Source organism: Streptomyces sp. NPDC048424, from assembly GCF_040651555.1.
GTDB lineage: Bacteria > Actinomycetota > Actinomycetes > Streptomycetales > Streptomycetaceae > Streptomyces.
Genome location: NZ_JBEZKE010000019.1, coordinates 45,999 through 68,053, shown reverse-complemented (window position 1 = coordinate 68,053; position 22,055 = coordinate 45,999). Strand labels below are relative to the sequence as shown.

General features: G+C 75.2%; 14 protein-coding genes. 9 read left to right on the top strand and 5 right to left on the bottom strand.

Going from position 1 to position 22,055, the window contains the following annotated elements; genetic code table 11:
* Positions 1 to 22: 22 nt before the first annotated feature.
* From AB0D29_RS25450 to AB0D29_RS25425, 6 genes are read left to right on the top strand one after another with little or no spacing between them, the layout of a single operon-like run.
* The gene (locus AB0D29_RS25450; protein ID WP_362857335.1) at positions 23 to 325 is read left to right on the top strand and encodes an acyl carrier protein; all 303 of its coding nucleotides are present in this window, start codon (positions 23 to 25) and stop codon (positions 323 to 325) included.
* The gene (locus AB0D29_RS25445) at positions 325 to 3,285 is read left to right on the top strand and encodes a type I polyketide synthase (RefSeq protein ID WP_362857333.1); all 2,961 of its coding nucleotides are present in this window, start codon (positions 325 to 327) and stop codon (positions 3,283 to 3,285) included. Before AB0D29_RS25450 ends, AB0D29_RS25445 begins: the two co-directional genes overlap by 1 nt.
* A complete protein-coding gene (locus tag AB0D29_RS25440) occupies positions 3,282 to 4,340 on the top strand; it encodes a 3-oxoacyl-ACP synthase III family protein (RefSeq protein WP_362857331.1) in 1,059 nt (352 codons plus the stop codon). Before AB0D29_RS25445 ends, AB0D29_RS25440 begins: the two co-directional genes overlap by 4 nt.
* 7 nt (positions 4,341 to 4,347) lie before the next feature.
* A complete protein-coding gene (locus tag AB0D29_RS25435; protein ID WP_362857329.1) occupies positions 4,348 to 6,285 on the top strand; it encodes an HAD-IIIC family phosphatase in 1,938 nt (645 codons plus the stop codon).
* Positions 6,272 to 6,508, top strand: coding sequence for a phosphopantetheine-binding protein (locus AB0D29_RS25430; protein ID WP_362857327.1), 237 nt, complete (start codon positions 6,272 to 6,274; stop codon positions 6,506 to 6,508). The genes AB0D29_RS25435 and AB0D29_RS25430 overlap by 14 nt, the downstream gene beginning before the upstream one ends.
* Entirely contained in the window at positions 6,505 to 7,419 is a 915-nt protein-coding gene (locus AB0D29_RS25425; protein WP_362857325.1) for a 4'-phosphopantetheinyl transferase superfamily protein, read from the top strand. The genes AB0D29_RS25430 and AB0D29_RS25425 overlap by 4 nt, the downstream gene beginning before the upstream one ends.
* 16 nt (positions 7,420 to 7,435) lie before the next feature.
* On the opposite strand, the gene AB0D29_RS25420 is transcribed toward AB0D29_RS25425, so the two are convergent.
* Both AB0D29_RS25420 and AB0D29_RS25415 read right to left on the bottom strand, forming a co-directional pair.
* Complete coding sequence (locus tag AB0D29_RS25420; protein ID WP_362857323.1) at positions 7,436 to 8,473, bottom strand: hypothetical protein; 1,038 nt, start codon at positions 8,471 to 8,473, stop codon at positions 7,436 to 7,438.
* 384 nt (positions 8,474 to 8,857) lie between these two features.
* Positions 8,858 to 9,586, bottom strand: a complete 729-nt coding sequence (locus AB0D29_RS25415) for a 4'-phosphopantetheinyl transferase superfamily protein (RefSeq protein ID WP_362857321.1) — start codon at positions 9,584 to 9,586, stop codon at positions 8,858 to 8,860.
* A gap of 310 nt (positions 9,587 to 9,896) precedes the next feature.
* Here AB0D29_RS25415 and AB0D29_RS25410 point away from each other — a divergent pair, with 310 nt between their 5' ends.
* The 3 genes from AB0D29_RS25410 to AB0D29_RS25400 all read left to right on the top strand — a co-directional run bounded on the left by AB0D29_RS25410 (position 9,897) and on the right by AB0D29_RS25400 (position 14,691).
* Positions 9,897 to 10,724: a metallophosphoesterase gene (locus tag AB0D29_RS25410; RefSeq protein ID WP_362857319.1), complete on the top strand. Its 828-nt coding sequence runs from the start codon at positions 9,897 to 9,899 to the stop codon at positions 10,722 to 10,724.
* A gap of 145 nt (positions 10,725 to 10,869) precedes the next feature.
* Entirely contained in the window at positions 10,870 to 13,575 is a 2,706-nt protein-coding gene (locus AB0D29_RS25405) for an AAA family ATPase (RefSeq protein WP_362857317.1), read from the top strand.
* 165 nt (positions 13,576 to 13,740) lie between these two features.
* Complete coding sequence (locus AB0D29_RS25400) at positions 13,741 to 14,691, top strand: polyprenyl synthetase family protein (protein WP_362857315.1); 951 nt, start codon at positions 13,741 to 13,743, stop codon at positions 14,689 to 14,691.
* Positions 14,692 to 15,238: 547 nt separating this feature from the next.
* Here AB0D29_RS25400 and AB0D29_RS25395 read toward each other — a convergent pair.
* Genes AB0D29_RS25395 through AB0D29_RS25385 form a run of 3 tightly spaced genes read right to left on the bottom strand, consistent with a single transcriptional unit; the run spans position 15,239 to position 22,052 of the window.
* Positions 15,239 to 16,981, bottom strand: a complete 1,743-nt coding sequence (locus AB0D29_RS25395; protein WP_362857313.1) for an AMP-binding protein — start codon at positions 16,979 to 16,981, stop codon at positions 15,239 to 15,241.
* A complete protein-coding gene (locus AB0D29_RS25390; protein ID WP_362857311.1) occupies positions 16,972 to 19,284 on the bottom strand; it encodes a LuxR C-terminal-related transcriptional regulator in 2,313 nt (770 codons plus the stop codon). Before AB0D29_RS25390 ends, AB0D29_RS25395 begins: the two co-directional genes overlap by 10 nt.
* Positions 19,281 to 22,052: a BTAD domain-containing putative transcriptional regulator gene (locus tag AB0D29_RS25385; RefSeq protein WP_362857309.1), complete on the bottom strand. Its 2,772-nt coding sequence runs from the start codon at positions 22,050 to 22,052 to the stop codon at positions 19,281 to 19,283. The genes AB0D29_RS25390 and AB0D29_RS25385 overlap by 4 nt, the downstream gene beginning before the upstream one ends.
* Positions 22,053 to 22,055 lie beyond the last annotated feature (3 nt).

The following is a 22,055-nucleotide window of genomic DNA, read 5'->3' as shown; positions in this document are numbered from 1 at the left end:
TACGCACTGAAGGAGTCCCACGATGACCGTTCCCACCGCTCGGCCCGCCGCGGCCATCGACGGCGTGCTGCCGCACGAGTGGCTGTACGCCCGGCTCTCGCTCTACCTGCGGCGCGCACCCGAGACCATCGACCCGAGCGTGCCGCTCGCCGAGTACGGCATGGACTCGGTGGCGGCGCTGAGCCTGTGCGGCGACCTGGAGGACGAGTTCGGCCTGGAGGTGGAGCCCACGCTGCTCTGGGACCACCCCACCGTGACCAGCCTGGTCGGCTACCTGTCGACGGCGCTCCCGGCCGGTTCGCCGGACGCGCAGGGCCGGCACTGATGGGGGACATCGCCGTCGTCGGGATCGACTGCGCGTTCCCCGGGGCGGCGGGCGTGCAGGCGTACTGGGACCTGCTGATGCGCGGCGGCGACGGCATCGGCCCCGTCCCCGCGCAGCGCTGGGAGGCCAGGGACTTCCCCGCCGTCAGCGGCAGCGGCGGTTTCCTCGACGACGCCGATGTCTTCGACAGCGACTTCTTCTCCGTCACCCCGCGCGAGGCCGCCGCGATGGACCCGCACCACCGGCTGCTGCTGCCCTGCGCCTGGCGGGCGCTGGAGGACTCGGGCCTGGCCCCCGGCGACCTCGCGGGCACCGAGACCGGGGTGTTCGTCGGCGTGATGGGCGGCGAATGGGGCCGCCTCACCATGAGCGACCTCGCCCGCGTCACCCCGCTGCTCGGCGCCGGCAGCAGCGCCGGCATGGCGGCCAACCGGATCTCCTACCACTTCAACTTCACCGGACCGAGCCTGGCCGTCGACACGGCCTGCTCGTCCTCGCTCGTCGCCGTCCACCTCGCCGCGGGCTCCCTGCTGACCGGGGAGTGCGACACCGCCCTGGCCGGCGGGGTCAACATCGTGCTCTCGCCCTCCCTGGGCATGGTCTACGGCCAGCTGGGCCTGGCCGCATCCGACGGACGCTGCAAGCCCTTCAGCGCCGACGCCGACGGGATCGGCCGCAGCGACGGCGTGGGCCTGGTGGTGCTGCGCCGGCTGGAGGACGCCCTCGCCGACGGACAGCGGATCTACGCCGTCCTGCGCGGCAGCGCCGTCAACCAGGACGGCCGCAGCAACGGGGTGATCGCCCCCAACCGCTGGTCGCAGCAGCGCGTGCTGGACTCCGCGTACCGGCGCGCCGGGGTCACCCCCGACCGGGTCGCCTTCGTGGAGGCGCACGGCACCGGGACCGTACTCGGCGACGCCATCGAGTGCGCGGCGCTCGGCGCGGTCCACGGCGTCCCGCGCGAGACCCCCTGCGCGATCGGCTCCGTCAAGGGCAACCTGGGCCACACCGAGGGCGCGGCCGGCATCGCCGGCCTCATCAAGACCGTGCTGGCCCTGCACCACCGGATCGTCCCCGCCAGCCTGTTCGCCGACCGCGAGAACCCGCGGCTGCGCCTGGGCGAACGCGGCATGCGGCTGCTGAAGTCCCCGATGCGGCTGCCGCGCGGGGAGAGCCTGGCCGGCGTCAGCAGCTTCGGCATGGGCGGCACGAACGCCCACGCCGTGCTCGGCTCGGCGCCCCGGATCCCGCGCGCCGCGGGAGCCCGTACGGGCGGGACGCGCGACGCCGTCGGCGTCTTCACCGTCTCCGGCGACACCCCCGAGGCGCTGCGCCGCAACCTCGCCGCGCAGGCCGAGGCGGTGGCCGGCCGGCCGCGCGGCGGCGCGGCCGCCCTGTGCTGGAGCAGCAACCGGATCAAGACCGGCCTGCCGCACCGGTTCGCGGTCCCCGTGCGCGACACCGACGAGCTCGTGGCCCAGCTGCGCCGCGCGGCGGGCCCCCAGGACGCGGCCGGGAGCGGCGGGCGCCCGTGGGGCAAGCCGGTCGTGGCCTTCCTCTTCACCGGCCAGGGCAGCGAGTTCCCCGGCATGACGGCCGGGCTCCACCGCGACTCCCCGGCCTACCGGCGCCATCTCGCCGAGGCCGACGAGGCGCTCGCCGCACACCTCGGCACGTCGGTGCGCGAGCTGATCCTCAGCGGCGACGAACGGGTGCACCGCCCCGCGTTCGCACAGCCGGCGCTGTTCGCCGTCGGCTACGCGCTGGCCCGTACCCTCACCTCCCTCGGGATCACCCCGGCGGCCGTCCTCGGCCACAGCCTGGGCGAGTACGCCGCCGCCGTGACCGCCGGGGCCCTCTCCCTCGACGAGGCGGCCCGCCTGGTGGTCCGGCGCGGCGCGCTGATGGGCGAACTGCCCGCGGGCGGCGGCATGCTGGCCGCCGCCACCGGTCCCGAAGGGCTCGCCGAGCTGCTGGCGGGGGAGCCGGACACGGTCCTCGCGGCGCTCAACGGCCCTGCGGACACCGTGGTCTCGGGACCGCTGGAGGCACTGGAGCGGATCGGGCGGGCGCTCGCGGGCCGCGGCGTACGGGTCAAACCGCTGCCCGTCTCCCACGCCTTCCACTCGCCCCTGATGGCCCCGGCCGCCGCCGGCCTGCGCACCGAATCGGTGCGCTGCGAGCCGCCCGCCGTGCCGGTGGCCTCGACCCGGCACGGCCGGATGCTGCGCCACGAGCTCATGGACGCCGGCTACTGGGCCGACCAGATCGAGGAGCCCGTGCTCATGGACTCCGCGCTCGGCGCGCTCGTCGCCGACGTCGCCCCCACCCATCTGATCGAGATCGGCCCGCGCGGCACGCTCCTGCAGATCGCCGCCCGCGGCGGTCGCGCGGCGGGGGCGGAGCTCCTGCACCCCGCCCCGGGCGCCGAGGCCACCGGGAGGGAGCTCGCGGAGACCGTCGCCGCCCTGTACCGGGGCGGGCTGGACCCGCTCTGGGAGGAGCTGTACGCACCGGGGCACCGGGTCGTCGAAGCGCTGAGCCCGTACGTCTTCTCGTCGGCGCAGCGCCACTGGGACCGGCAGGCACTCGTACGCACCGCCCGGTCCGACACCCCCCGGCCGGCCGACGCGGAGGCCGTCACGGCCCCGTCCGTCACCGCCCCGTCCGTCACCGCCCCGCCCGGGACCGGGGCCCACGACGACGATCCGGTGCTGCTCGCCGTCGTCCAGGCCGTCACCGAGGTCGGCGGCTACCCCCCGGAACGCGTCGTGCGCGAAGCCCGCCTCTACGAGGACCTCGGCTTCGACTCGGTGATGATCATGCAGCTGAAGAACCAGGTGGAGGCCAGGCTGCCACGCGTCGGCGAGGTCTCCGTCCAGCAGATGCTGCCCGCGCTGCGCTCGGTCGGCTCGCTGGCCGCCTTCCTCGACGACATGCTCCTGGCGAGGTCGGCATGACGCGGGCGACGGACGGGGCGGACGCGACCGACGGGGCCGACCGCGCCACGGCCTACCTCGCGGCGACCGGCACGGCGCTGCCCGGCGACCCCGTCGACAACACCGCGCTCGGTGCGCTGCTGGGCGTGAGCGAGGAGTGGATCGACCTCTTCGTCGGCACCAGGACCCGGCACTTCGGCTGGGACCCGATCACCGGAGAGGTCCGCGGCTCGCTCGCCGACCTGTGCGCCGAAGCCGGCGCCCAGGCCATGAGCGCCGCGGGACTGGGCCCCGCCGACATCGAGTTCGTGGTGCTCGCGACCGCGACCCCCGACCTGCTCCTGCCGACCACCGCGAGCGAGGTCGCCGACCGGCTGGGCCTCGACCACCTGCCGGTCTACCAGATCCAGGCGGGCTGCTCCGGCGCCGTCCAGGCCCTCGACCTGGGCCGCACCCTGATCCTCGGCGGCCGCCGGGCCGGCCTGATCCTGGGCGGGGACGTCACGCACCGGTTCCTGTCGCCGCGGCGGGACACCGCCCGGATGCCCACCGAGGAACTGGTCAACTACGTCCTCTTCGGGGACGGGGCGGGCGCCGCCGTCCTCACGGACGAGCCGGAGGGCGAGCGGGTCGCCGTACGGGCCGTGCTGAACTCCTGGACCGGGCAGGGCCGTCCGCCCGGCCAGCTCCTGGACTGGTACGGAACCACCGACCGCGACTCGGACCGGCGGATGCTGGCCGAGGACTACAAGGCGATCGAGGAGCACGTGCCGAAGATCTCCGTGGAGATCCTCTGGGAGCTGCTCGGGGGGCTCGGATGGAGCCTCGACGACATCGGCTTCCTGCTGCCGCCCCAGCTGTCCGAGCGGATGACCGCGCGCATCGTCGAACGGCTGCCGGCCGGCCCCGCCCGGGAGGTCTCCTGCGTGTCCGAGACCGGCAACACGGGCAACGCCCTGCCCTTCCTGCAACTCGAGCGACTGCTGCCGCAGTTCGCGGTCGGGGACCGGGCGCTGGCCCTGTGCGTGGAGTCCAGCAGGTGGATCCGGGCCGGGTTCGCCCTGGAGAAGGTGTGAGGCGTCGATGACGACCGGACTGGACCGGCTGCGCGAACTGCGTGCGCAGGGTGTGCTGGAGATGGCGTACGACCAGGTGCCCGGGCTGCTCGCGCAGGAGAGCGGGCCGGGCGGCCCCGGGGCCGGGGCCGGTTCCGGGACGAGCGGAGGGGCGGTGTCCGCTGCGGCGGCCGGCCGGCTGCTCGGCGGACTCGACGCCGAGGCCGTGCTGGCCCACCACCCGCGGACCCCCGTCATGACGGTGGCGGTCACCGGCCAGTCCACCGTCGGCCACGTCATCGACCCGCTCCGGGGCGAACTGGCCCGCCACGGGCTGCTGCTGAAGCCGGTGCTCGGCGAGCACGGCACGTACCTGCGCGACCTGACCGACCCCGGCAGCGAGCTGTGGACGGCCCGGCCGGACCTCACCCTGTGTCTGCTGGACGCCGAGACCGTCTTCGCACAGGTCCCCGCGGTGTGGCGGCCCGAGGACGTGGAACGCGCCGCCGAAGAGGTGCTGGATCGCTGCGCCGCGCTGGCCGAAGGGGCCCCCGGGACCCTGGTGCTCAACACGGTCCCGCTGCCGCGCGGCCACAGCCACCAGCTGATCGACCACCGCTCCCGGGCCCTTCTGGGGGCGGTGTGGCGGGAGTTCAACGCCCGGCTGCTGCGGCTCACCGAGTCCGATCACGGTGGCCGGCTCGTGGTGATCGACCTGGACCCGCTGATCGGCGAGGGCGGGCCGGTCACCGACCCGCGGCTGGCCCGTCACGCCAAGGTCCGGCTCGGTGCGGAACTCCTCGCCGCCTACGCCCGCGAGGTCGGGCACCTGGCCCGCGCACTGGCCGGCCGGGTCCGCAAGTGCCTGGTGCTCGACCTCGACAACACCCTGTGGGACGGGGTGCTCGGCGAGGAGGGGCCCGAGGGCATCGCGGCGGCCGGAACCCTGCGCGGGGAGGCCTTCGGAGCCTTCCAGAAGTGCGTCAAACAGCTCGGCTCCCAAGGCGTGCTCCTCGCGGTCAGCAGCAAGAACGACGAGGGCCCGGTCCTGCGGACGCTGAACGGCCACCCCGATCTGGTGCTGCGCGAGCGGGACTTCGTACGGATCAACGCCAACTGGGAGCCCAAGGACGCCAATCTGGCCGACATCGCACGAGAGCTGGACCTCGGCACGGACGCCCTCGTCTTCGCCGACGACTCACCGGCCGAGCGCGCCCAGGTGCGGCACGGGGCGCCCGGGGTGGCCGTCGTGGCGCTCGACGAGGAACCCGCGCTGCACGTGACCCGGCTGCTGGCCGACGGCTGGTTCGACACACCGCGGCTGACCGACGAGGACCGGGCCCGGCCCGGCGAGTACCACCGGCAGCGCGAACGCCGGGAGCTGCACGCCGGTTCGGGCTCGCACGAGCAGTTCCTGCGGGCGCTGGAGGTCCGGGTCGCCCTCGCCGAGCCCCGCCCGCACGAGTTCGCCCGGATGTCCCAGCTGACCCTGCGCACCAACCAGTTCAACCTGGCCGGCGGAGGCCACCCGGAGTCCGAGCTGAGGGCCATGGCCGCCGACCCGGCACGGCTGCTGCTCGCCGCCCGCAGCGCGGACCGGTTCGGCGACAACGGCCTGGTCGGAGCAGTGCTCGGGACCTTCGCGGAAGGAGTGCTCCACCTGGACAACATTTGGCTCAGCTGCCGGGTGCTCGCCCGCGGGGTCGAACAGGCCTGCCTCGCCGTGCTGTTGGACCGGGTCCGCGCGCTCGGGCTGTCCGGGGTGAGCGCCCGGTACGTCCCCACCGCGCGCAACCACCGCGCCCGCGAGTTCTACCCGTCCTGCGGCTTCACGCCGGTGGGGACCGGCGGGCCGGCCGGCGCGGCGGTGGAGTTCCACCACGACCTCGCGCGGGTACCGGACGTACCCGCGCACGTGCGCATCACCGAAACCCCGGGGGGAAGGGGAACCGATGAGCCTCGATAGCCTCGACGAGTTCCTGCGGACGGTCCGCGACGACCTCGGCCTGGACATCGCGATTCCGGAGGGCGCGGACACCGCACTGGTGGACCTGCCCGGCTGGGACTCGCTGAACCTCCTGCGCCTGGTGGCCCTCCTGGAGGAGTCCGGCCACCGGGTACCGGTACACCGTCTGCTGGAGGCGCACCGCCTCCGGGAGATCCACACCCTCATGAAGGAGTACGGATGACTGCCCCGGGCAGCCCCTCGCTCGGCCCCCCGCTCGGTGAGCCCGTCGCCGTGGTGCCGGGCGGCGACTCGTGGGACCGGGTACGGGAGGACCTCGCCACCCACGGGACGGCGCTGGTCTACGCGTGGCTGAGGGACCTGGAGCCGCGCGTGCCGTCCGGCGAGGGGCTGCGCGAGCTGCTCGGCCGGGACTGGACGCGCTACCTCGACCTGACGCACGCCGACGTCCGCGGCCGCTACACCGCCTCCCGGATGCTCCTGAAGTACGCCGCGAGCGCGGTGCTCGACAGCGATCCCGCGGACCTGGAACTGGCCTACGGGCCGACCGGACGCCCGTACCTGCGCGGCTGCGACCAGATCGACATCAGCCTCAGCCACACCGAGGACCTGCTGCTCGTCGGGCTGACGACCACGGGCCTCATCGGGGTGGACGCGGAGCGGGCCGACCGCGAGATGCACGCCGGCGGGCTGGGCCGGCACATCTGCACTCCGTACGAGTCGGTGCTGCTGTCCGGGATGCCGGAGGCGGAGCGCAACGACGCGCTCGTGCGGCTGTGGACCCTCAAGGAGGCCTACAGCAAGGCCATCGGCCAGGGCATGCAGTTCCGGTTCACCGAGTTCGGATTCGGTCCGGACGGCAGGGCCGTGCGGGTCCAGCGGCCGGACGGGACCGCGGGGACCGGGGACGAGTGGATCTTCCGTACGTTCCCGGTCGCCGACGGCTACGTCGTCAGTGCCGCGGTGTACGACGCGGGCTTCGGCCGGCTCCAGGACGCCCACGTGACCACGATGCTCGACCAGGACTGCGTGGACGCGATCACGGAGGCGCTCGACGAGACGGCCGACGAGGAGAGGGCGTACCGGGAGAGGGCGAACGGCGAGGTGCCCCACGTCGAGGGCGGCGGCCGCTGAGACCACGCTGCCGGGATCACGACAGGGAGGGGACCGACCCCCCGGAGAGCATTTCCTGCCGGGCGGCGTTGTAGCCCGCCTGGAAGCGGCTGGTGGCCTCCAGCTCCTCGGTGATCTCGGCGATGTGGCGGCGGCAGGTGCGCACGGACATGCCGAGCCGGCGCGCGACCATCTCGTCCTTGTACCCCTTGGTCATCAGCCGGATGATCGACCACTTGAGCTCGTCCGAGGAGGCCGGGGAGCGTTGGGACTCGACGACGTAGGGGGACGCGCCGTCCCACAGGTACTCGAAGACGGAGCAGAGGAACGCCACGAGCGTGGGCTCGCGGACGATGGCCGCACCGGGCGCGCTGTTGCCGTGGGTGCGTTCCGGCAGGAAGACGACCTCCCGGTCGTAGATGATCAGCCGGTCGATGACTTCGTCCGCGGTGCGGATCTCCGCGCCCTGTTCGCTGACCTCGCGGACGTAGGAGCGGGTGGGCAGGTCATTGCGGGCGGTGTGCTGGTAGATGGTCCGGATCCGGACACCGCGGGAGAGGGTGGACAGGGCCGAGTCCCTGGCCTGCGCGAGCAGATCCGCCGGGCGGGCGCCGCCGGGCTGGACGGTGAGCAGCTCGCTCTTGCAGCTCTGGCTCAGGTGGTCGAGCATCGCCTGGATCCGGGAGACGTCGGTGATGACGTCGAAGGCCTCCAGCCGGTTGCGCAGGCGGCGCCCCTCGAAGTACAGGGGTGTCAGGGACAGCAGCTTGGCCCGGACGTCGGTGACCGCCTGCTGCAGGTCGCGTATGTGCCGTTCGGCGGGCCCCACCAGAGAGGCGGCCGCGACATCGGGTGTGACGGGGGTGAGCTCGTCGGCGTTCCCCGGCATGGACTGCAGCAGGCGCACCCCGACCAGCACCTGTTCCACCCGTACGACTTCTTCGGGCGTCAGGGACAGATGCCCGGCGATCTGATCACGTACGAAGCGGCCGCGCTCGACCGCGAGACCGTACGCGGTGGCGCTGATGTCGTCCAGCTCGGCGAACCCTGAATCCGAGCCCTCCCCAGTAAACATGCCAGCCCCCGCTGATCGGTGTAATTGCTGCCACGTAACTTTACGCCAACGTACCGCCCTTGGCGTGGCTGATCGAGATCAAGCAGTCTGTTCGCATCACCCGGAGCCACTGAGTCGGAAGCGTCCGGCGGTGCGGGTGGAGTGGAACTCGATCTTCGACTGGGGGAAGTCGTGAGAACTATTTCCGTTAAGGTATCTTCGATTTGCTTGACTGTAGTGACGAGTGTGGTATTAGCGCTGGGAGTTCAGGCCATGGTGGGCCCGCTGGTGTCGAACGCGTCCGCCGAGTCCGTGGCCGCCGTCGCGCCCGATGGGGACACCCCGGACTTCGGTGTCGTACCGGACGACGACCGGTGGGGATGACCGACCTCCACGGCTAGCGGTTCAGAAAGCGCTCCCCGCACGGCAGATGCGGGGAGCGCTTCTGCGTACCGGAGCGCCGACGGCGGCGAGCCGGGCAGCCGGCACCGCTATGGCACTCAGCAGTACGCCGTTCTCCGCCGACCAGCGGCCGCTGAACGCGGTCGGCCCGGCCGGGGAGAGCGTGGAGGGATCCGGCAACAGCCGGGCTTGGAAGGTCTCCTGTCCGGGGTCGACGCTCACCAGGGCGTCGGTGAAGTCGAGTTCCTGGCCCGTGAGCGGGAACCAGGTCTTGTAGACGGCCTCCTTGATGCTGAAGAGCAGCCGGTCCCACGCCACCTCGGGCACCGCCCGCCCCAGCTCCCGTACGAGGCGGAGCTCATCGGGCAGGGCGATGGAGTCGAGGACGCCTTCCGGCATGGGGGCGTTGGGCTCCGCGTCGACGCCCACGGAGGCGAACTCGGCGCTGCGGGCGAGGGCCACACCCCGGAAACCGGCGCAGTGGGTCATGGATCCCACGACCGAAGGCGCCCACTGCGGGACACCCCGCCGGCCCGGCACCACGGGAGCGGGCGGCAGGCCCAGCTGTCCCATGGCGCGACGGGCGCACCACCTGACGGTCCCGAACTCCAGCCGCCGCTTGGGTACGGCGTTGCGGATCAGGTGCTCCTCCTCGGGGTAGAGGAAGACGTCGGCAGGGTCGGTGGTGGCTTCGGCGGTCGCGACGTTCGCGGGCAGGAGCTTTGTGAGCACGGCATTCCCTCGGGTCGCTGTTTCGGTCTGACAGCTCCCACGCTCGCGCCGTCGCCCCGCCACGACCAGGAACGAAGTGCCAGGTCAACCGGACTGACCCGGAGTAACCCCGGTTCTCTCCCAGGCTGCTGCCATCCACCGGGTCCTACAGCCGGTGCCTGCGGGGGCACTGCCGGGTGACCGGGCGGGCATTGTCATCTCCCTGCCATGTGCCCGAACAGGGGTTCGTTCCCGTCAATTGAGGGGTAGGGAAGGGGTGTTCATGCCGTGTTCGACCGTGCACACTCACGGAATGCCGCACGGAAACCTCATGGGTATCAGCGACCTCCATGTCGGATTCCCGGAGAACCGCCGGATCGTCGAGGAGCTCTATCCCGACAGTCCCGCCGACTGGCTCATCGTGGCCGGCGACGTGAGCGAGTCGCTGGACGATCTCCGCTGGGTGCTCGACCTGCTCACCCGGCGCTACGCCACCGTGGTGTGGGCGCCCGGGAACCACGAACTGTGGACCGTACGAGACGATCCGCACCCCCTGCGCGGCGAGGCGCGCTACCGGCGGCTGGTCGAGATCTGCCGCTCCTTCGGCGTGCACACGCCCGAGGACCCCTACCCCGTCTGGGCGGGGCCGGGCGGCCCGCTCATCGTGGCCCCCCTCTTCCTGCTCTACGACTACAGCTTCCGCACGCCCACGGCCGCCACCAGGGAAGAAGCCCTGGAGCAGGCGTACGAGGCCGGGGTGGTCTGCACGGACGAGTTCATGCTGCACCCCGACCCGTACGCCTCCCGGGAGGCGTGGTGCCGGGCCCGGGTCGCCGTCACCGAACAGCGGCTGGCCGCCTGCGACCCCGACCTGCGCACCGTGCTCGTCAACCACTTCCCGCTCGTGCGCACCCCCACCCGGATCCTGCGGCACCCGGAGTTCGCCCAGTGGTGCGGCACCGAGCTCACCGCCGACTGGCACACGCGGTTCCGGGCCGCCGCCGTCGTCTACGGGCACCTGCACATCCCGCGCACCACCTGGTACGACGGAGTGCGCTTCGAGGAGGTGTCCGTGGGCTATCCGCGGGAGTGGCAGCGGCCCGGCCATCCGCGCGACACCCCGCGCCGGATCTTCCCCGCAGCCGGCCGCGGGAATTGATGCGTGGCAACTTCCGGACAGTGTGGGCCGTGCCATCCCGGCCTAGACTGACCGTGAATTCCTGCTCGCTCCACGCTCGAACAGTCCCTTTCCGTGCTCGCGCTTTCCTGCCGAATGTGCGGAAGAGGGGCACTGGGGGACTCTTATGCTTTTGTTCCGGCGCGCCGAGGAAATTGCCCTATTAGATGCGCTGCTTTCCGGCTGCGCGGCCGGGAATTCCGGACTGCTGCTCGTCGAGGGTGCGGTCGGCTGCGGAAAGAGCGAATTCCTCGAAACGGCCGCCGGACAAGCGGAGGTCCGCGGCGCGGCCGTTCTGCGCGCCATCGGCACCGTGGCCGAACAGGGCCACCCGCTGGGCGTCCTGCGCCAGCTGACCGCCGACGCCCCGGCCGGTGCGCTCCCCCCGCCGCCGGCGTCGCCGGACGAAGCGGAACGGGTCGAGTCCATGCGGGCCTTCGCCGCGGCCGTCCGCGAACTGAGCCTCACCGCACCGGTGGTCGTCTGCGTCGACGACCTCCACCACGCCGACGAGCTGTCCCGCCGCTACCTGTTGCACCTCGCGCGCGGGACCCGGCAGGCCGCGGTCCTGCTCGTGCTCACCGAGTCCGCGCACGAACACGGCGACGACCCGCTGCTGCGCACCGAGCTGATCCGGCTGCCCCACTTCGCGAGGCTGCGCCTGGAGCGGCTCGCACCCGAGGCGGTCCGCGCGATGCTGGCGGACCGGACCGAGGCGGAGGCCGCCCGGCTGTACGAGGCCAGCGGCGGGAACCCGCTGCTGCTGCGGGCGCTGCTCCAGGACCCGCGGGCCCTGCCCGGCGACTGCTACGCCGAAGCCGTCCTCGCCTGCCTGCACCACAGCGGTCCCGCCACGGCCGACCTGGCCGAGCCGATCGCCGTACTCGACGACCTGGCGACCCCCGCCCACCTCGCACGGCTGACCGGCGCCCCCGAGGCCACCGCGGCCCGGGCGCTCACGGCACTGGAGGCCGCGGGCCTGCTCGCCCCCGAGGGCGGGTTCCGCCACCCGGCCGCGCGGGCCGCCGTACTCGACCGGATGGACCCGGCCGCCCGGGCGGCCCTGCACCGCGAAGCCGCCCTGCTGGCCCGCGCGTCGGGCGCCCCCGACACCGCGGCCGCCGCACAGCTCCTCGCCGCACGGCACACCCGGGAGGAATGGGCCCTGCCCGTCCTGCGCTCCGCCGCCGACCAACACGTCGCGGACGGGGACCTCGACCGGGCCGTGGCCCTCCTGCGGCTCGCCCACGAGGCCTGCCCCGACGACACGCTGCGCGCCGAGGTGAGCGTCCGGCTCAGCACCGTCGCCGCACGCACCGACCCGGCCGCCGCCGAACACCACCTCGCGGCCCCGCTGGCCGCCGTGGCCGGGGGCCGGCTGGACCCGCACGCGCTCGGCTCGCTGGCCCGGGCGCTGGCCGCCCAGGGCCGCATCGACGCGGCGGTCGACGTACTGGAACGGCTCGCGCCCGCCGACGGACGCCGCACCGGCGCCCCGGGCGAGGACCCGCTGGACGGCCTCTCGGCGTTCCCCCAGTGGGCCGCCTCCGCCCGCCGGGGGAACACCGACGGCGGGCCGCGCCCGGCGGTCCGCCCCGCCCGCACCACCGTGCACCCGGCCGCCCCGTGGACCCTGCCGGGGGAGGCGGAGGAGGGCACGGCCGTCCGCGCCGCCGAACTGTTCCTGCGCGGGGCCACCCTCGCCGAGGGCACGGTGGAACCCGTGGCGCAGGCCCTGCGCACCCTGCTTTATCTCGACGGCCCGGCCCGCGCACTGCCCTGGTGCGAGGAGTTCGTCCGGCAGGCCGCGCAGCGCGGAGCCACCGGCTGGCGGGACGTTTTCGCCGGTCTGCTCGCCGAGGCGCGGCTGCGCGCCGGCGACCTGACGGGCGCCGCGGACACCGCCGAGGAGGTCCTGCGCTCGGCGCCGGGACGGCGCGGCAGCATCCTGCTGAGCGCGGTGGCGGGGACGCTGGCCCGGGCCCGCATCGCCATGGGCCGGCCCGAGGAGGCGGCGGCCGCCCTCAGCCGGCCCGTCCCCGCCGAACTGGCGGGCAGCGTCCACGTACTGGGCCACCTGCGCGCCCGGGGCCAGTACGCGCTGGCGACGAGCCGGTTCCACGCGGCCCTCGGCGACTTCCTCGACATCGGCCGCCACATGAAGCGGTGGGGCCTGGACCGGCCCAGGGTCCTGCCCTGGCGCACGGACGCGGCGGAGGCCCTGCTCCGGCTCGGCGAGACCCACCAGGCGGAGCGCTTCCTCGCGGACCAGCTCACCACGCCGGACGCCGCCGACCCCTGGGTGCGCGGCATGTCGCTCCGGCTGCGGGCGTCCCTGCGCGAGCCGCGGGAGCGGCAGGCGATGCTCGCCCGGGCCGTCGACGAACTGCAGCGGTCCGGGGACCAGTACGAACTGGCGCGCGCCATGGGCGATTTCGGCCAGGTGCTGCGCGAGGTGGGCGAACCGGCCCGGGCGGCCATGGTCGAACGCAGGGCCTGGCACCTGGCCAAGGCGGGCGGGGCCGAGGCGCTGTGCGTGAAGATCCTGCCCGGCCACACCGGTGAGGACGACGAGGCGCAGGAGACGGCCGAGGCGCCGGACGCCGGACTGGTGGCGAGCCTGAGCGAGTCGGAACGGCGGGTGGCCCTGCTCGCGGTGCACGGCCACACGAACCGGGAGATCGCGAAGAAGCTCTTCATCACCGTGAGCACGGTGGAACAGCACCTGACCCGGGTCTACCGCAAACTGAACATTCCCGGCCGGCAGGCCCTTCCGGCCGACCTCCAGGCTGGCGTCGCGGAGCTCGTCCGAGGCGGCGGGGGCCCGGTATGACAAGGTGATGGCAAGCCAATCCCTCCCCGCCCGGGCATGGCAGACATCGGGGACTCCCGGCCCCGCCGCGCACCCCGGAACCTGTCTGTGCACGCTCTTCGGTGGCTTCCGCGCCCTGTGTACGGGAAAGTCGGTCATGAGGACGTAGCCCGCAGGGAGGGCACCATGACCACACCGACACACGACCAGCCGGGGCGCACCGCGCCGCCCGGACAGGTCCGTGACGCCATGATCGACCGGGTCGAGGAACGACTCGCCGGACTGCTCGCCGAGGAGCACCGCACCCGGCGCACGTCCGACCCGCGCAGCGCCGTCCTGGTGATGGGCGTGGCCGAGCTCGTCCAGGCCGGCGGGGAGCGGGCCCGCCCCGCGATCTGCCTCACCGGGTACCTCGCCGCCGGCGGCGACCCGGCGGGGGAGGAGGCGGTGACCGCGGCCGCCGCGCTCGAACTGCTCGACACCTGCCTGGTGATACGGGCCGACGTACGGGACAACGCACCGCTGCGCCGGGGCATCCCGACCCTGCACATCAGCCATGCCGCCGAGCACGAACGCAACGGCTGGCGGGGCGAACCGCGCCGGTTCGGGGAGGGCACCGCCGTCCTCGCGGGAGACCTGGCCCTCGCCTACGGGGACCGGCTGGCGGTCGGACTGCCGTACGAGGCGCGGCGGTTGTGGGACGACCTGCGGGCCGAGCGGGCCATCGGCGCGCACATGGAGGCCGCCGCGGCGACCGAGTACCTCGACGACGCCTGGCCGGGGCAGTGCCTGGAGGGCTGCGGCAGCGGCTGCGGCGCGGGCTGGTACGGGCTGCGGCACGCGCTGCTGATCGGGGCGGCGCTCGCGGGGCGCGAGGACCTGGACGAGGCCTACGGGGCGTACGCCCGGGCCGTGCACGGGGCCTGGCGGATCCGCGGATTCCTGAGCGGCGGCCCGGGCTTCGACGGCGACGCCCAGTTCCTGCGCGACGTGTTCTTCGACGCGCAGGCGCGGGACCGGGCCGAGGAGACCATCGCCGCGCTCGTGCTCCGCGCGGACGAGGCCGTGGCCGGGGCGCGGATCCCTCGCGGCTGGCGCGCCGAACTGGGCGCGCTCGCCCGCGAGCTCGCGGGCTAGCCCGCCGCGATCGCCGACGAGGCCGCAGGGTAGGCCGGGCGCCGCGCCTCAAAACCGGGGCTCCGCCCCAGACCCCGCGCCTCAATCGCCGGCGAGGCTGGAGTAGTGCGGCGAGGCTGGATGGGTGCGGCGAAGCCGAAGGTGGTGCGGCGAAGCTGGCTGGTGCGGCTCAAAGATCGGGGCTCTGCCCCGGACCCCGCTCCTCAATCGCCGGAGGGGCTGGATTTGGTGCGGCCGAAGCGGGCCGGTTGGGGCGGGGTCGGGTGTGTGTCGGGGTGATCCCCGCAGGGCGTCGAACGCACTGCCGCCGAGCTCCCCGACCTCCCGACACGTTCGACGTCCGAGGAGACACCCCGGCGCGCGCCCGGCCCCGTCACAACCGGCCCCCACCGCACGCCCGAGCGGCGCAGCCAACCGGCGCCCGGCCCCGGCACAACCGGCCCCCGCAGCATCCCGCCCGAGCGGCGCAGCCAACCGGCGCCCGGCCCCGGCACAACCGGCCCCCTCCGATCCGGCCCGAGCGGCGCAGCCAACCGCAGCCGAACCGTCAGGTCGGCGTCGGGCGGGGGGTGCCCGGGTGGAGGCGGGTCAGCCAGGTTCGGAGGGCGCCGCGGCGGATCCGGCCCCCCTCGTCGCGCGGCAGTGCGCCGACGATCTCCAGCCGCGTCGGCAGGAAGGCCTCCGCGACGCCCAGCGCGACGAGGTGCTCGCGCAGTTCGGCCGGTCCCGGCGGCCGGTCCAGGGCGGTCGGGACCACGACGGCGCAAGGCAGTTCCCCGTGCTCGGGGTCGGTGTAGGCGACGACCGCCGCCTCGCGCACCCGGGGGTGGGCCAGCAGCTGTTCCTCCACCTCGGCGACCGGGACCATGAAGATGGCGCCGGTCCGGGTGCCGGCCCGGGCCAGGACCCGTATCCCGCCGTGCCGGTCGGCGGTCGCCAGGTCACCCGTGTCGAGCCAGCCGTCCGCCCGCTCCCAGGTGGCCACCGGCGCCGGGGCGCCGTGGCGCCAGGTGGCCAGGCAGACCGACGGGCCGCGCACCTCCAGCGGCGACGTCGCGTCCGCGGCCGACACCTCCAGCCCCCGCAGCGGGTGGACTCCGTCACCGTGGACGCCGTCACCGCCCCCCGCGGTGTCCCCGGAGAGCGCGCCCATGCCGAGTTCGGGCGCCCCCCACACGGAGAGCACCGGTACGCCGAACACCTCGCGGAGCTCGGCGGCGAGCGGCGCCGGGGTGCTGGTGCGGCCCCCCGACAGCACCAGCCGCAGCCGGTCCGTCTCCCGGGGGCGCCGGCGCTGCGCGGTGACCAGCTCGGACAGGTAGGCCGGCTCCGCGTAGACCTGGTCGACCCCGGCCGTGGCCATCAGGTCCAGGCACCGGCCCGGATCCCACACGTCCTGGAGGACCCCCGTCCCGCCGACCGCCAGCGGCCAGCACACGGTGTAGAGCAGCGAGGCCAGCGAGGTGAGCGGCAGCGTGCTGAGGAAGACCTCGCCTGGCCGCCGCCCCGGGCCGTCGGGCCCGCTCTGGGCCGAGATGTTGGCGTACAGGGTGTTGGGGGAGTGCAGCACCGAGGTGTATGCGTCCCGCAGGCCCATGACGCTGATCAGCAGTGCGGGCCGGTCGGCCTGCCCGCCGCGCGGCCGGCCGCGCAGGCCCGCCTCGGTGCGCTCGTGGGCGGTGCGCTGGAAGTACGCGGTGAAATCGACCGCTCCGGTCGCCGCCGCGTCCCCGAGGACGACCCGGTGGCGCAGCCACGGCAGCCTCCCGGCGAGGTCCGCGAGGGCCTCGGCGTGCGCGAAGCCCTCCCAGACGTCCGGCACCACGCAGATCCTCGCCCGGGTGCCGTCCAGGATCCGGTGCAGCCCGTGGGTCCGTACCGTCGGCAGTACAGGCACGGCGACCGCGCCGACCCGCAGACAGGCGAGGGTGAGGGCCGCGGCCTCCCACCAGTTGGGCAGCTGGAAGGCGACCGGATCGCCCGGGGCGACCCCGAGCGAGGTCAGGGCGCCGGCGAACCGGTCGACGTAGCGGGCGAGTTGGGCGTAGCCGAGGGTGACCCGGCGCAGGCCGGCGGGCCGGTGCGCGCGCTCCGAGACGAGGGCGGGGCGCCCGGGCGCGCGGGCGGCCGTACGGTACAGGTCGTCGAGGAAGGTCTGCGGGCGCCACCAGCCGGCGGCCCGGAACCGCTCCGCGACCTCGGCGGGCGGGGTCAGGTCCAGCGGGCGCGTCGGCGTGGGCCCGGGGCGCGTGCCCGCCGCGGCGCGCGCGGCGGGGCCGGTCAGGCCCATCGGCCCACCGCCCCGGCCACCTGCACGCGCGAACTGCATCCGAGGCGGCGCATCACGTGCCGGACGTGATTGACGACGGTCCACTCGGAGATGCTCAGCTTGGCCGCTATCTGACGATTCGTCATGCCTTCGGAGACCAGCAACGCCACCTGGACCTGCCGCGGGGTGAGCGACTGCGCCTCGGGGGCTGTCCCGGCCGCGGCGCGCCGCGAGGGCGCGGGCGCCGAAAGGGCCTCCGCCACCGCCGCGGGCACGGGCATCCGGACCCCCTCCGCCCAGGCCACGGCGAAGTCGGTCCAGCCGAGCCGCGCGCTCAACTCCGTACGGGCCCGCTCGGCCGCGGACCGCCACTCGTCCGGCACCCGCGCGCCCGTCTCGGCGCGCAGGGCGTCGGCCGCCGCCAGCAGCCGTACCGCACGCGGCTGCTGGGCGGGCGCGGTGCGGAGCAGCAGCAGGGAGAACTCCTCCAGCGCTCCCGGCAGTTCGGTGCGCTCGCCGAAGGCCCCGTACAGCCGCAGGCTCTCCCGCAGCGCCCGGTCCGCCCCGTCCGGCTCGTCGCCCTCGAGGGCGAGCGCGGCCGCGGTCCGCAGGGCGCCCGCGAGCCCCCGCCCGTCGCGGATCCGGCGGTACGTCTCCACGGACCGGTCCAGCAGCTCCTGCGCCTTGCGCCGGTCACCCTCGCCGCGCAGGACGGCGGCGAGCGAGCCCGCCGCCTCGGCCGCGCCCCCGGTGACGCCCATCGACTCCAGTGCGTTGAGGGCGGTCACCAGGACGGCCCGCGCGCCCGCCGGATCGCCGGCCCGCAGCAGGGCCGCGCCGAGCCGGGCGGAGACGAGCGCGTTCTGCCGGCGGTCGCCGACGCCCTTGCCCAGGGCCAGCGCGTGCCGGTGGCGGCGGACCGCTTCCTGCGGATCGCCCAGGGCGAGCGCGAACACGCCGGACGCGTCGGCGAGCCGGGCCCGTACGGCCTCCGGCAGCGCCGACCCGCCCGCCTCGGCGGTGTCGTCGCACCACTCCAGTCCCTCCCGCAGCCGCCCCTGCGCCAGCCACGGGAGGCGGCAGCCGAGCACCAGGGCGGCCGCGGTCTCGCTGTCGCCGCGCTCGCGCAGCCGCCGCAGGGCTCCGCTCACGTTGGCGCCCTCGGCAGCCAACTCGCGCAGCAGCCGGTCCTGTTCGGTGCCCCGCAGGCCCGGCAGCGCGGTGGTGACCAGCAGCCGGTAGCGCTCCGCGTGCGCGTCCAGCGCCGCGCCCTCGCCGCCCGAATCCACCAACTCGGCCCGGCAGTGGGACCGTACGGGCTCGGGCACGGACAGTCGCAGCTCCCCCTGCTCCTCGCCCACCACGGCGAGCAGCCCGCGGTCCAGCAGGGGCTCGACGGCGGCCTCGGCCGACAGCCCGGCCGCCGCCAGGCCGAAGCCCGGCTCGTACACCGAGAGCCGGCCCAGCAGCGCGCGGGCGCCCTCGTCCAGGCCGCGGCAGCTCCACTCGGCGAGCGCGGCGAGCGAGCGGTGCCGTTCGGGCGCGTTCGCCGGGCCGCCGGACAGCATGGTCGTACGGCTGCGCAGTCGCCCGGGCAGCAGGTGCGCGGGGAACAACCGCAGCCGCCGCGCGGCGAGTTCGACGGCCAGCGGGAGGCCGCCCAGCAGCGTGCAGATCTCGGCGACGGCCCCGGCGTTCTCCAGGGTGAGGGCGAAGGAGGGGTCGGCGTCCCGGGCCCGGCGCACGAACAGCGCGACCGAGGCCGCCTCCTGCACCTCGTGCGGATCGGCGGGGCCGCCGGCCGGTCCCCGCCGGGGCCCCGGTACGGGCAGCGGCGCCAGCGGCAGCAGCTGCTCCCCGTACACGCCGAGCGGCTCCACGGCGGTGGCCAGCACCACCACCCGCGGATCACCGGCGAGGGCCTCCGCGGCGGCGGCGGCGGACGGGCGCGCCTCGTGGTCACAGCCGTCGAGCACCACCAGGATCCGGTGGGCCGGGCCAGCCGGGCCGGCCGGGTCGTGCGGGTTGGCCGGGTCGTGCGGCTCCGGCAGGTCCGGGCGCGCTACCGCGGGGTCCAGGTGCTCCACCCGGGTGAACCCCCCGCCGCTCTCTCCGCCGCTCTCTCCGTCGATCTCCCTGCCGACCTCCCGTACGACCTCCACGGCCAGCCGGCTCTTGCCCACCCCGGCCCGCCCGGTCACCGTCACCAGCCGCACCGCCGGGTCCCGCAACCGCCCCCGCAGCGCGGCGACTTCGAGCTCGCGGCCGACGAGCTCCGTCACCGGACCCAGGAGGTGTCCCGCCGACTCCCGCGGCCCGCTCATGTGCGGACCCCGGCCGGATGGATCCGCCAGAGCCCCGGCCGGATCTCCACGGCACGCGTCGCCGCGGGGCCGGGGCCGGAACCGGAGCCGGAGCCGGAGTCCGCGCCCGGCCCGGACGGGCTGCTCAGCGCGCGCAGCGAGCGCAACGCGTACACCTCCAGCCGGTGGTCGCGCAGCGCGCCCGCCAGCTCCAGGCACTCGCCGAACCAGGCCCGGGCGGTCTCCGGCCCGTCCTGCGCCAGCGCCAGCAGCGCCCGCGCGCGGCTCGCCTCGTACCGGCCCCGCGTGCGGCCGGGCGCCGACAGGGCGGCGAGGGCGGGCTCCAGCAGGGCGGCCGCCTGCGCCGACTCGCCGGCGTCCAGGCGCAGTTCGGCCAGTCCCACCAGGGCGCGCGCCGCCTCCTCCTCGTCGTCCGCGGCCCGGGCGAGGGCCAGCGCCCCGGAGAACAGCTCGTGGGCCCGCTCCACGCGCCGGTACTGCCAGGCGAGATCGCCGAGCGAGCGCAGCATCCGCGCCTGGGCCGGCCGGTCCGCGCACCGCTCGGCGGCGTCCAGGGCCAGCGTGTAGGCGGCCTCGCCCTCGTCCTGCACCCACGCGCCGGCGAGGGCGTCCGTCAGCTGCACGGTCAGCGCCCACAGTCCGGCCTCGTACGCGGTCCTGGCCAGGCGTACGAGCGCGCGCGCACCGGCGTCCGGTACGTGACCGGGCTCCGCGGCGTCGACGTACGCACGGCACACCCGCTCGGCCCCCGCACGCACCGCCCCGGGCTCCTCCTCCAGGGCCAGCCGTTCCACCGCAAGCAGCCGCAGCAGCTCCGGAAGGTGCCAGCCGTCCCGGTCCACCGCCACCAGCCGCTCGTCGGCCAGGGCCTCCAGAGCCACCGAGGCCTGCGGCCCGGTCACGTCCAGCGCGGCGGCGGCCTGCACGGCGCCGAACCGGCCCGGGGGCAGCAGGGACAGCAGCCGGAAGGCCCGCCGCTGCTCGTCGGGGCACGCCGCGTACGCCTCCAGCAGGCGGGCCCGTACGTCCACGTCCCCGCTCCGCAGCGCGTCCAGGCGGCCGCCCTCCTCCCGCAGCCGCTCCGCCAGGGTGGCGGGCGACCAGTGCGGCCGGGCCGCGAGCTGCGCGACGGCGGTCCGCACGGCGAGCGGCAGCCGCCCGCACAGTTCGGCGATCTCGGCGACCGTGCCCGGATCGGGGCCGGGGCCGGGATCGAGGACGGGAGTGCCGCCGCGCGTCAGCGCGCGGGTACCGGCGCGCCCGGTGAACAGCCCGACGAGCCGCCTGGTCTCCTCGGGACGCCACGGTCCGAGCACCACGGACCGCAGTCCGGGGAGCCCGGCGGGCACGCGGCGCGCGGTGAGCAGCACCACGGCGCCCCGCAGCGCGGGCAGCAGGGGCCGCACCTGGGTCTCGGAGGTGACGCCGTCCAGGACCAGCAGCACCCGGGGGGCCGCCGAAGGGCCGTCCGCCGGGCCGGCGGGTCCGCCGGACCCGCGCAGCAGCCGGTCCAGGGCCTGCGCCCGCTCCGCCTGCGGCCCGCCCGACGGCGTGCCGGCGCCGTCCCGCAGGTCCATGAAGATCCGGCCGTCGGGGAAGGCGTCCGCGACCCGGTGCGCGGCCTCGACGGCCAGGGCCGTCTTGCCGGCGCCCGGCATGCCCGTGACGGCGACGCAGCCGCCCGCCGGGGCGCTGCGCAACATCCGCTCCAGTGCGGTGAGTTCGTCGGTCCGGGCGGTGAAACAGGGGTCGGCGGCGGGCAGCGGCGCGCCGACCGCCGCGGACCGGCTGCCCGCGTCGATCCCCTCGCCGGTGCCCGGCGCCCGTTCCCCGTACGCGGCTTCGGCCCCGGCCGCGCCGTCGTCGTGGTGCGTGGCCAGTCCCGGTCCGGCCGGCGCCGCGCCGGCGCCCGCCCCCTTCGTCTTCGTCCCGCCCCCCGGACCCGTCCCGGCCGCCGTCCTGGCCCTCGCCCCGGCCCCGGACCGCGACAGCGCGGGGTCGCCCTCCAGGATGCGCCGCTGGAGCCGGCTCGACGCCGGACCCGGCTCGATCCCGAGCTCCTCGACCAGGGTCTCGCGCAGCAGCGCGAACACCCGTAAGGCCTCGGCCTGCCGCCCGCACCGGTACAGCGCCACCATCAGATGGGTGTGGAACTCCTCGTGCATCCGGTGTTCGGCGACCAGCTCCTGGAGTTCGGCGACGAGTTCACGGTGCAGCCCGAGGTGGAGCTCGGCCCGGATGCGCTCGTCGAGCGCCGTCGTGCGCGCCTCGGCCAGGCGCACGGCCGCGCCCTCCAGTACGGGACCGTGCGGGGTGTCCGACAGCACCGGTCCCCGCCACAGCGCGAGCGCCCGCCGCTGCAGCTCGGCCGCGGCGGCGAAGTCGGCGTCCTGCAGGGCCTGGTGGCCGCGCCGGGACAGCTCCTCGAAGGCCGTGCTGTCGACCGCGTCCGCGCCGACCCGCAGCAGATAGCCCGGCCGGCGGGTGACCAGCGCCTCCCGGCCGTTCTCCGGGTCGGCGCTCTGCAGGGTCTTGCGCAGGTGGGAGACGTACACCTGGAGCGTCGTCGTCGCGGTGCGCGGCGGCGCGTCCGGCCAGAGCTCGTCGATGAGGCTCTCCACCGACACGACCTCGTTCGCCCGGACCAGCAACGTGCCGAGGACGACCCGCAGTTTGGCGGCCTGCGGGGCGTACGAGGTCGTCTGGCCGGCGTCCGTGGGGCCCGTACCGCCGGCGATCTCCAGCGGGCCCAGAATCCCGAAGCGCATGGT

What these genes read in the sequence shown, in the direction of transcription:
- AB0D29_RS25450 (WP_362857335.1), top strand. Translation starts at nt 23, where the DNA reads ATGACCGTTCCCACCGCTCGGCCCGCCGCGGCCATCGACGGCGTGCTG.
- AB0D29_RS25445 (WP_362857333.1), top strand. Translation starts at nt 325, where the DNA reads ATGGGGGACATCGCCGTCGTCGGGATCGACTGCGCGTTCCCCGGGGCG.
- AB0D29_RS25440 (WP_362857331.1), top strand. Translation starts at nt 3,282, where the DNA reads ATGACGCGGGCGACGGACGGGGCGGACGCGACCGACGGGGCCGACCGC.
- AB0D29_RS25435 (WP_362857329.1), top strand. Translation starts at nt 4,348, where the DNA reads ATGACGACCGGACTGGACCGGCTGCGCGAACTGCGTGCGCAGGGTGTG.
- AB0D29_RS25430 (WP_362857327.1), top strand. Translation starts at nt 6,272, where the DNA reads ATGAGCCTCGATAGCCTCGACGAGTTCCTGCGGACGGTCCGCGACGAC.
- AB0D29_RS25425 (WP_362857325.1), top strand. Translation starts at nt 6,505, where the DNA reads ATGACTGCCCCGGGCAGCCCCTCGCTCGGCCCCCCGCTCGGTGAGCCC.
- AB0D29_RS25420 (WP_362857323.1), bottom strand. Translation starts at nt 8,473, where the DNA reads ATGTTTACTGGGGAGGGCTCGGATTCAGGGTTCGCCGAGCTGGACGAC.
- AB0D29_RS25410 (WP_362857319.1), top strand. Translation starts at nt 9,897, where the DNA reads ATGGGTATCAGCGACCTCCATGTCGGATTCCCGGAGAACCGCCGGATC.
- AB0D29_RS25405 (WP_362857317.1), top strand. Translation starts at nt 10,870, where the DNA reads ATGCTTTTGTTCCGGCGCGCCGAGGAAATTGCCCTATTAGATGCGCTG.
- AB0D29_RS25400 (WP_362857315.1), top strand. Translation starts at nt 13,741, where the DNA reads ATGACCACACCGACACACGACCAGCCGGGGCGCACCGCGCCGCCCGGA.
- AB0D29_RS25395 (WP_362857313.1), bottom strand. Translation starts at nt 16,981, where the DNA reads ATGGGCCTGACCGGCCCCGCCGCGCGCGCCGCGGCGGGCACGCGCCCC.
- AB0D29_RS25390 (WP_362857311.1), bottom strand. Translation starts at nt 19,284, where the DNA reads ATGAGCGGGCCGCGGGAGTCGGCGGGACACCTCCTGGGTCCGGTGACG.
- AB0D29_RS25385 (WP_362857309.1), bottom strand. Translation starts at nt 22,052, where the DNA reads ATGCGCTTCGGGATTCTGGGCCCGCTGGAGATCGCCGGCGGTACGGGC.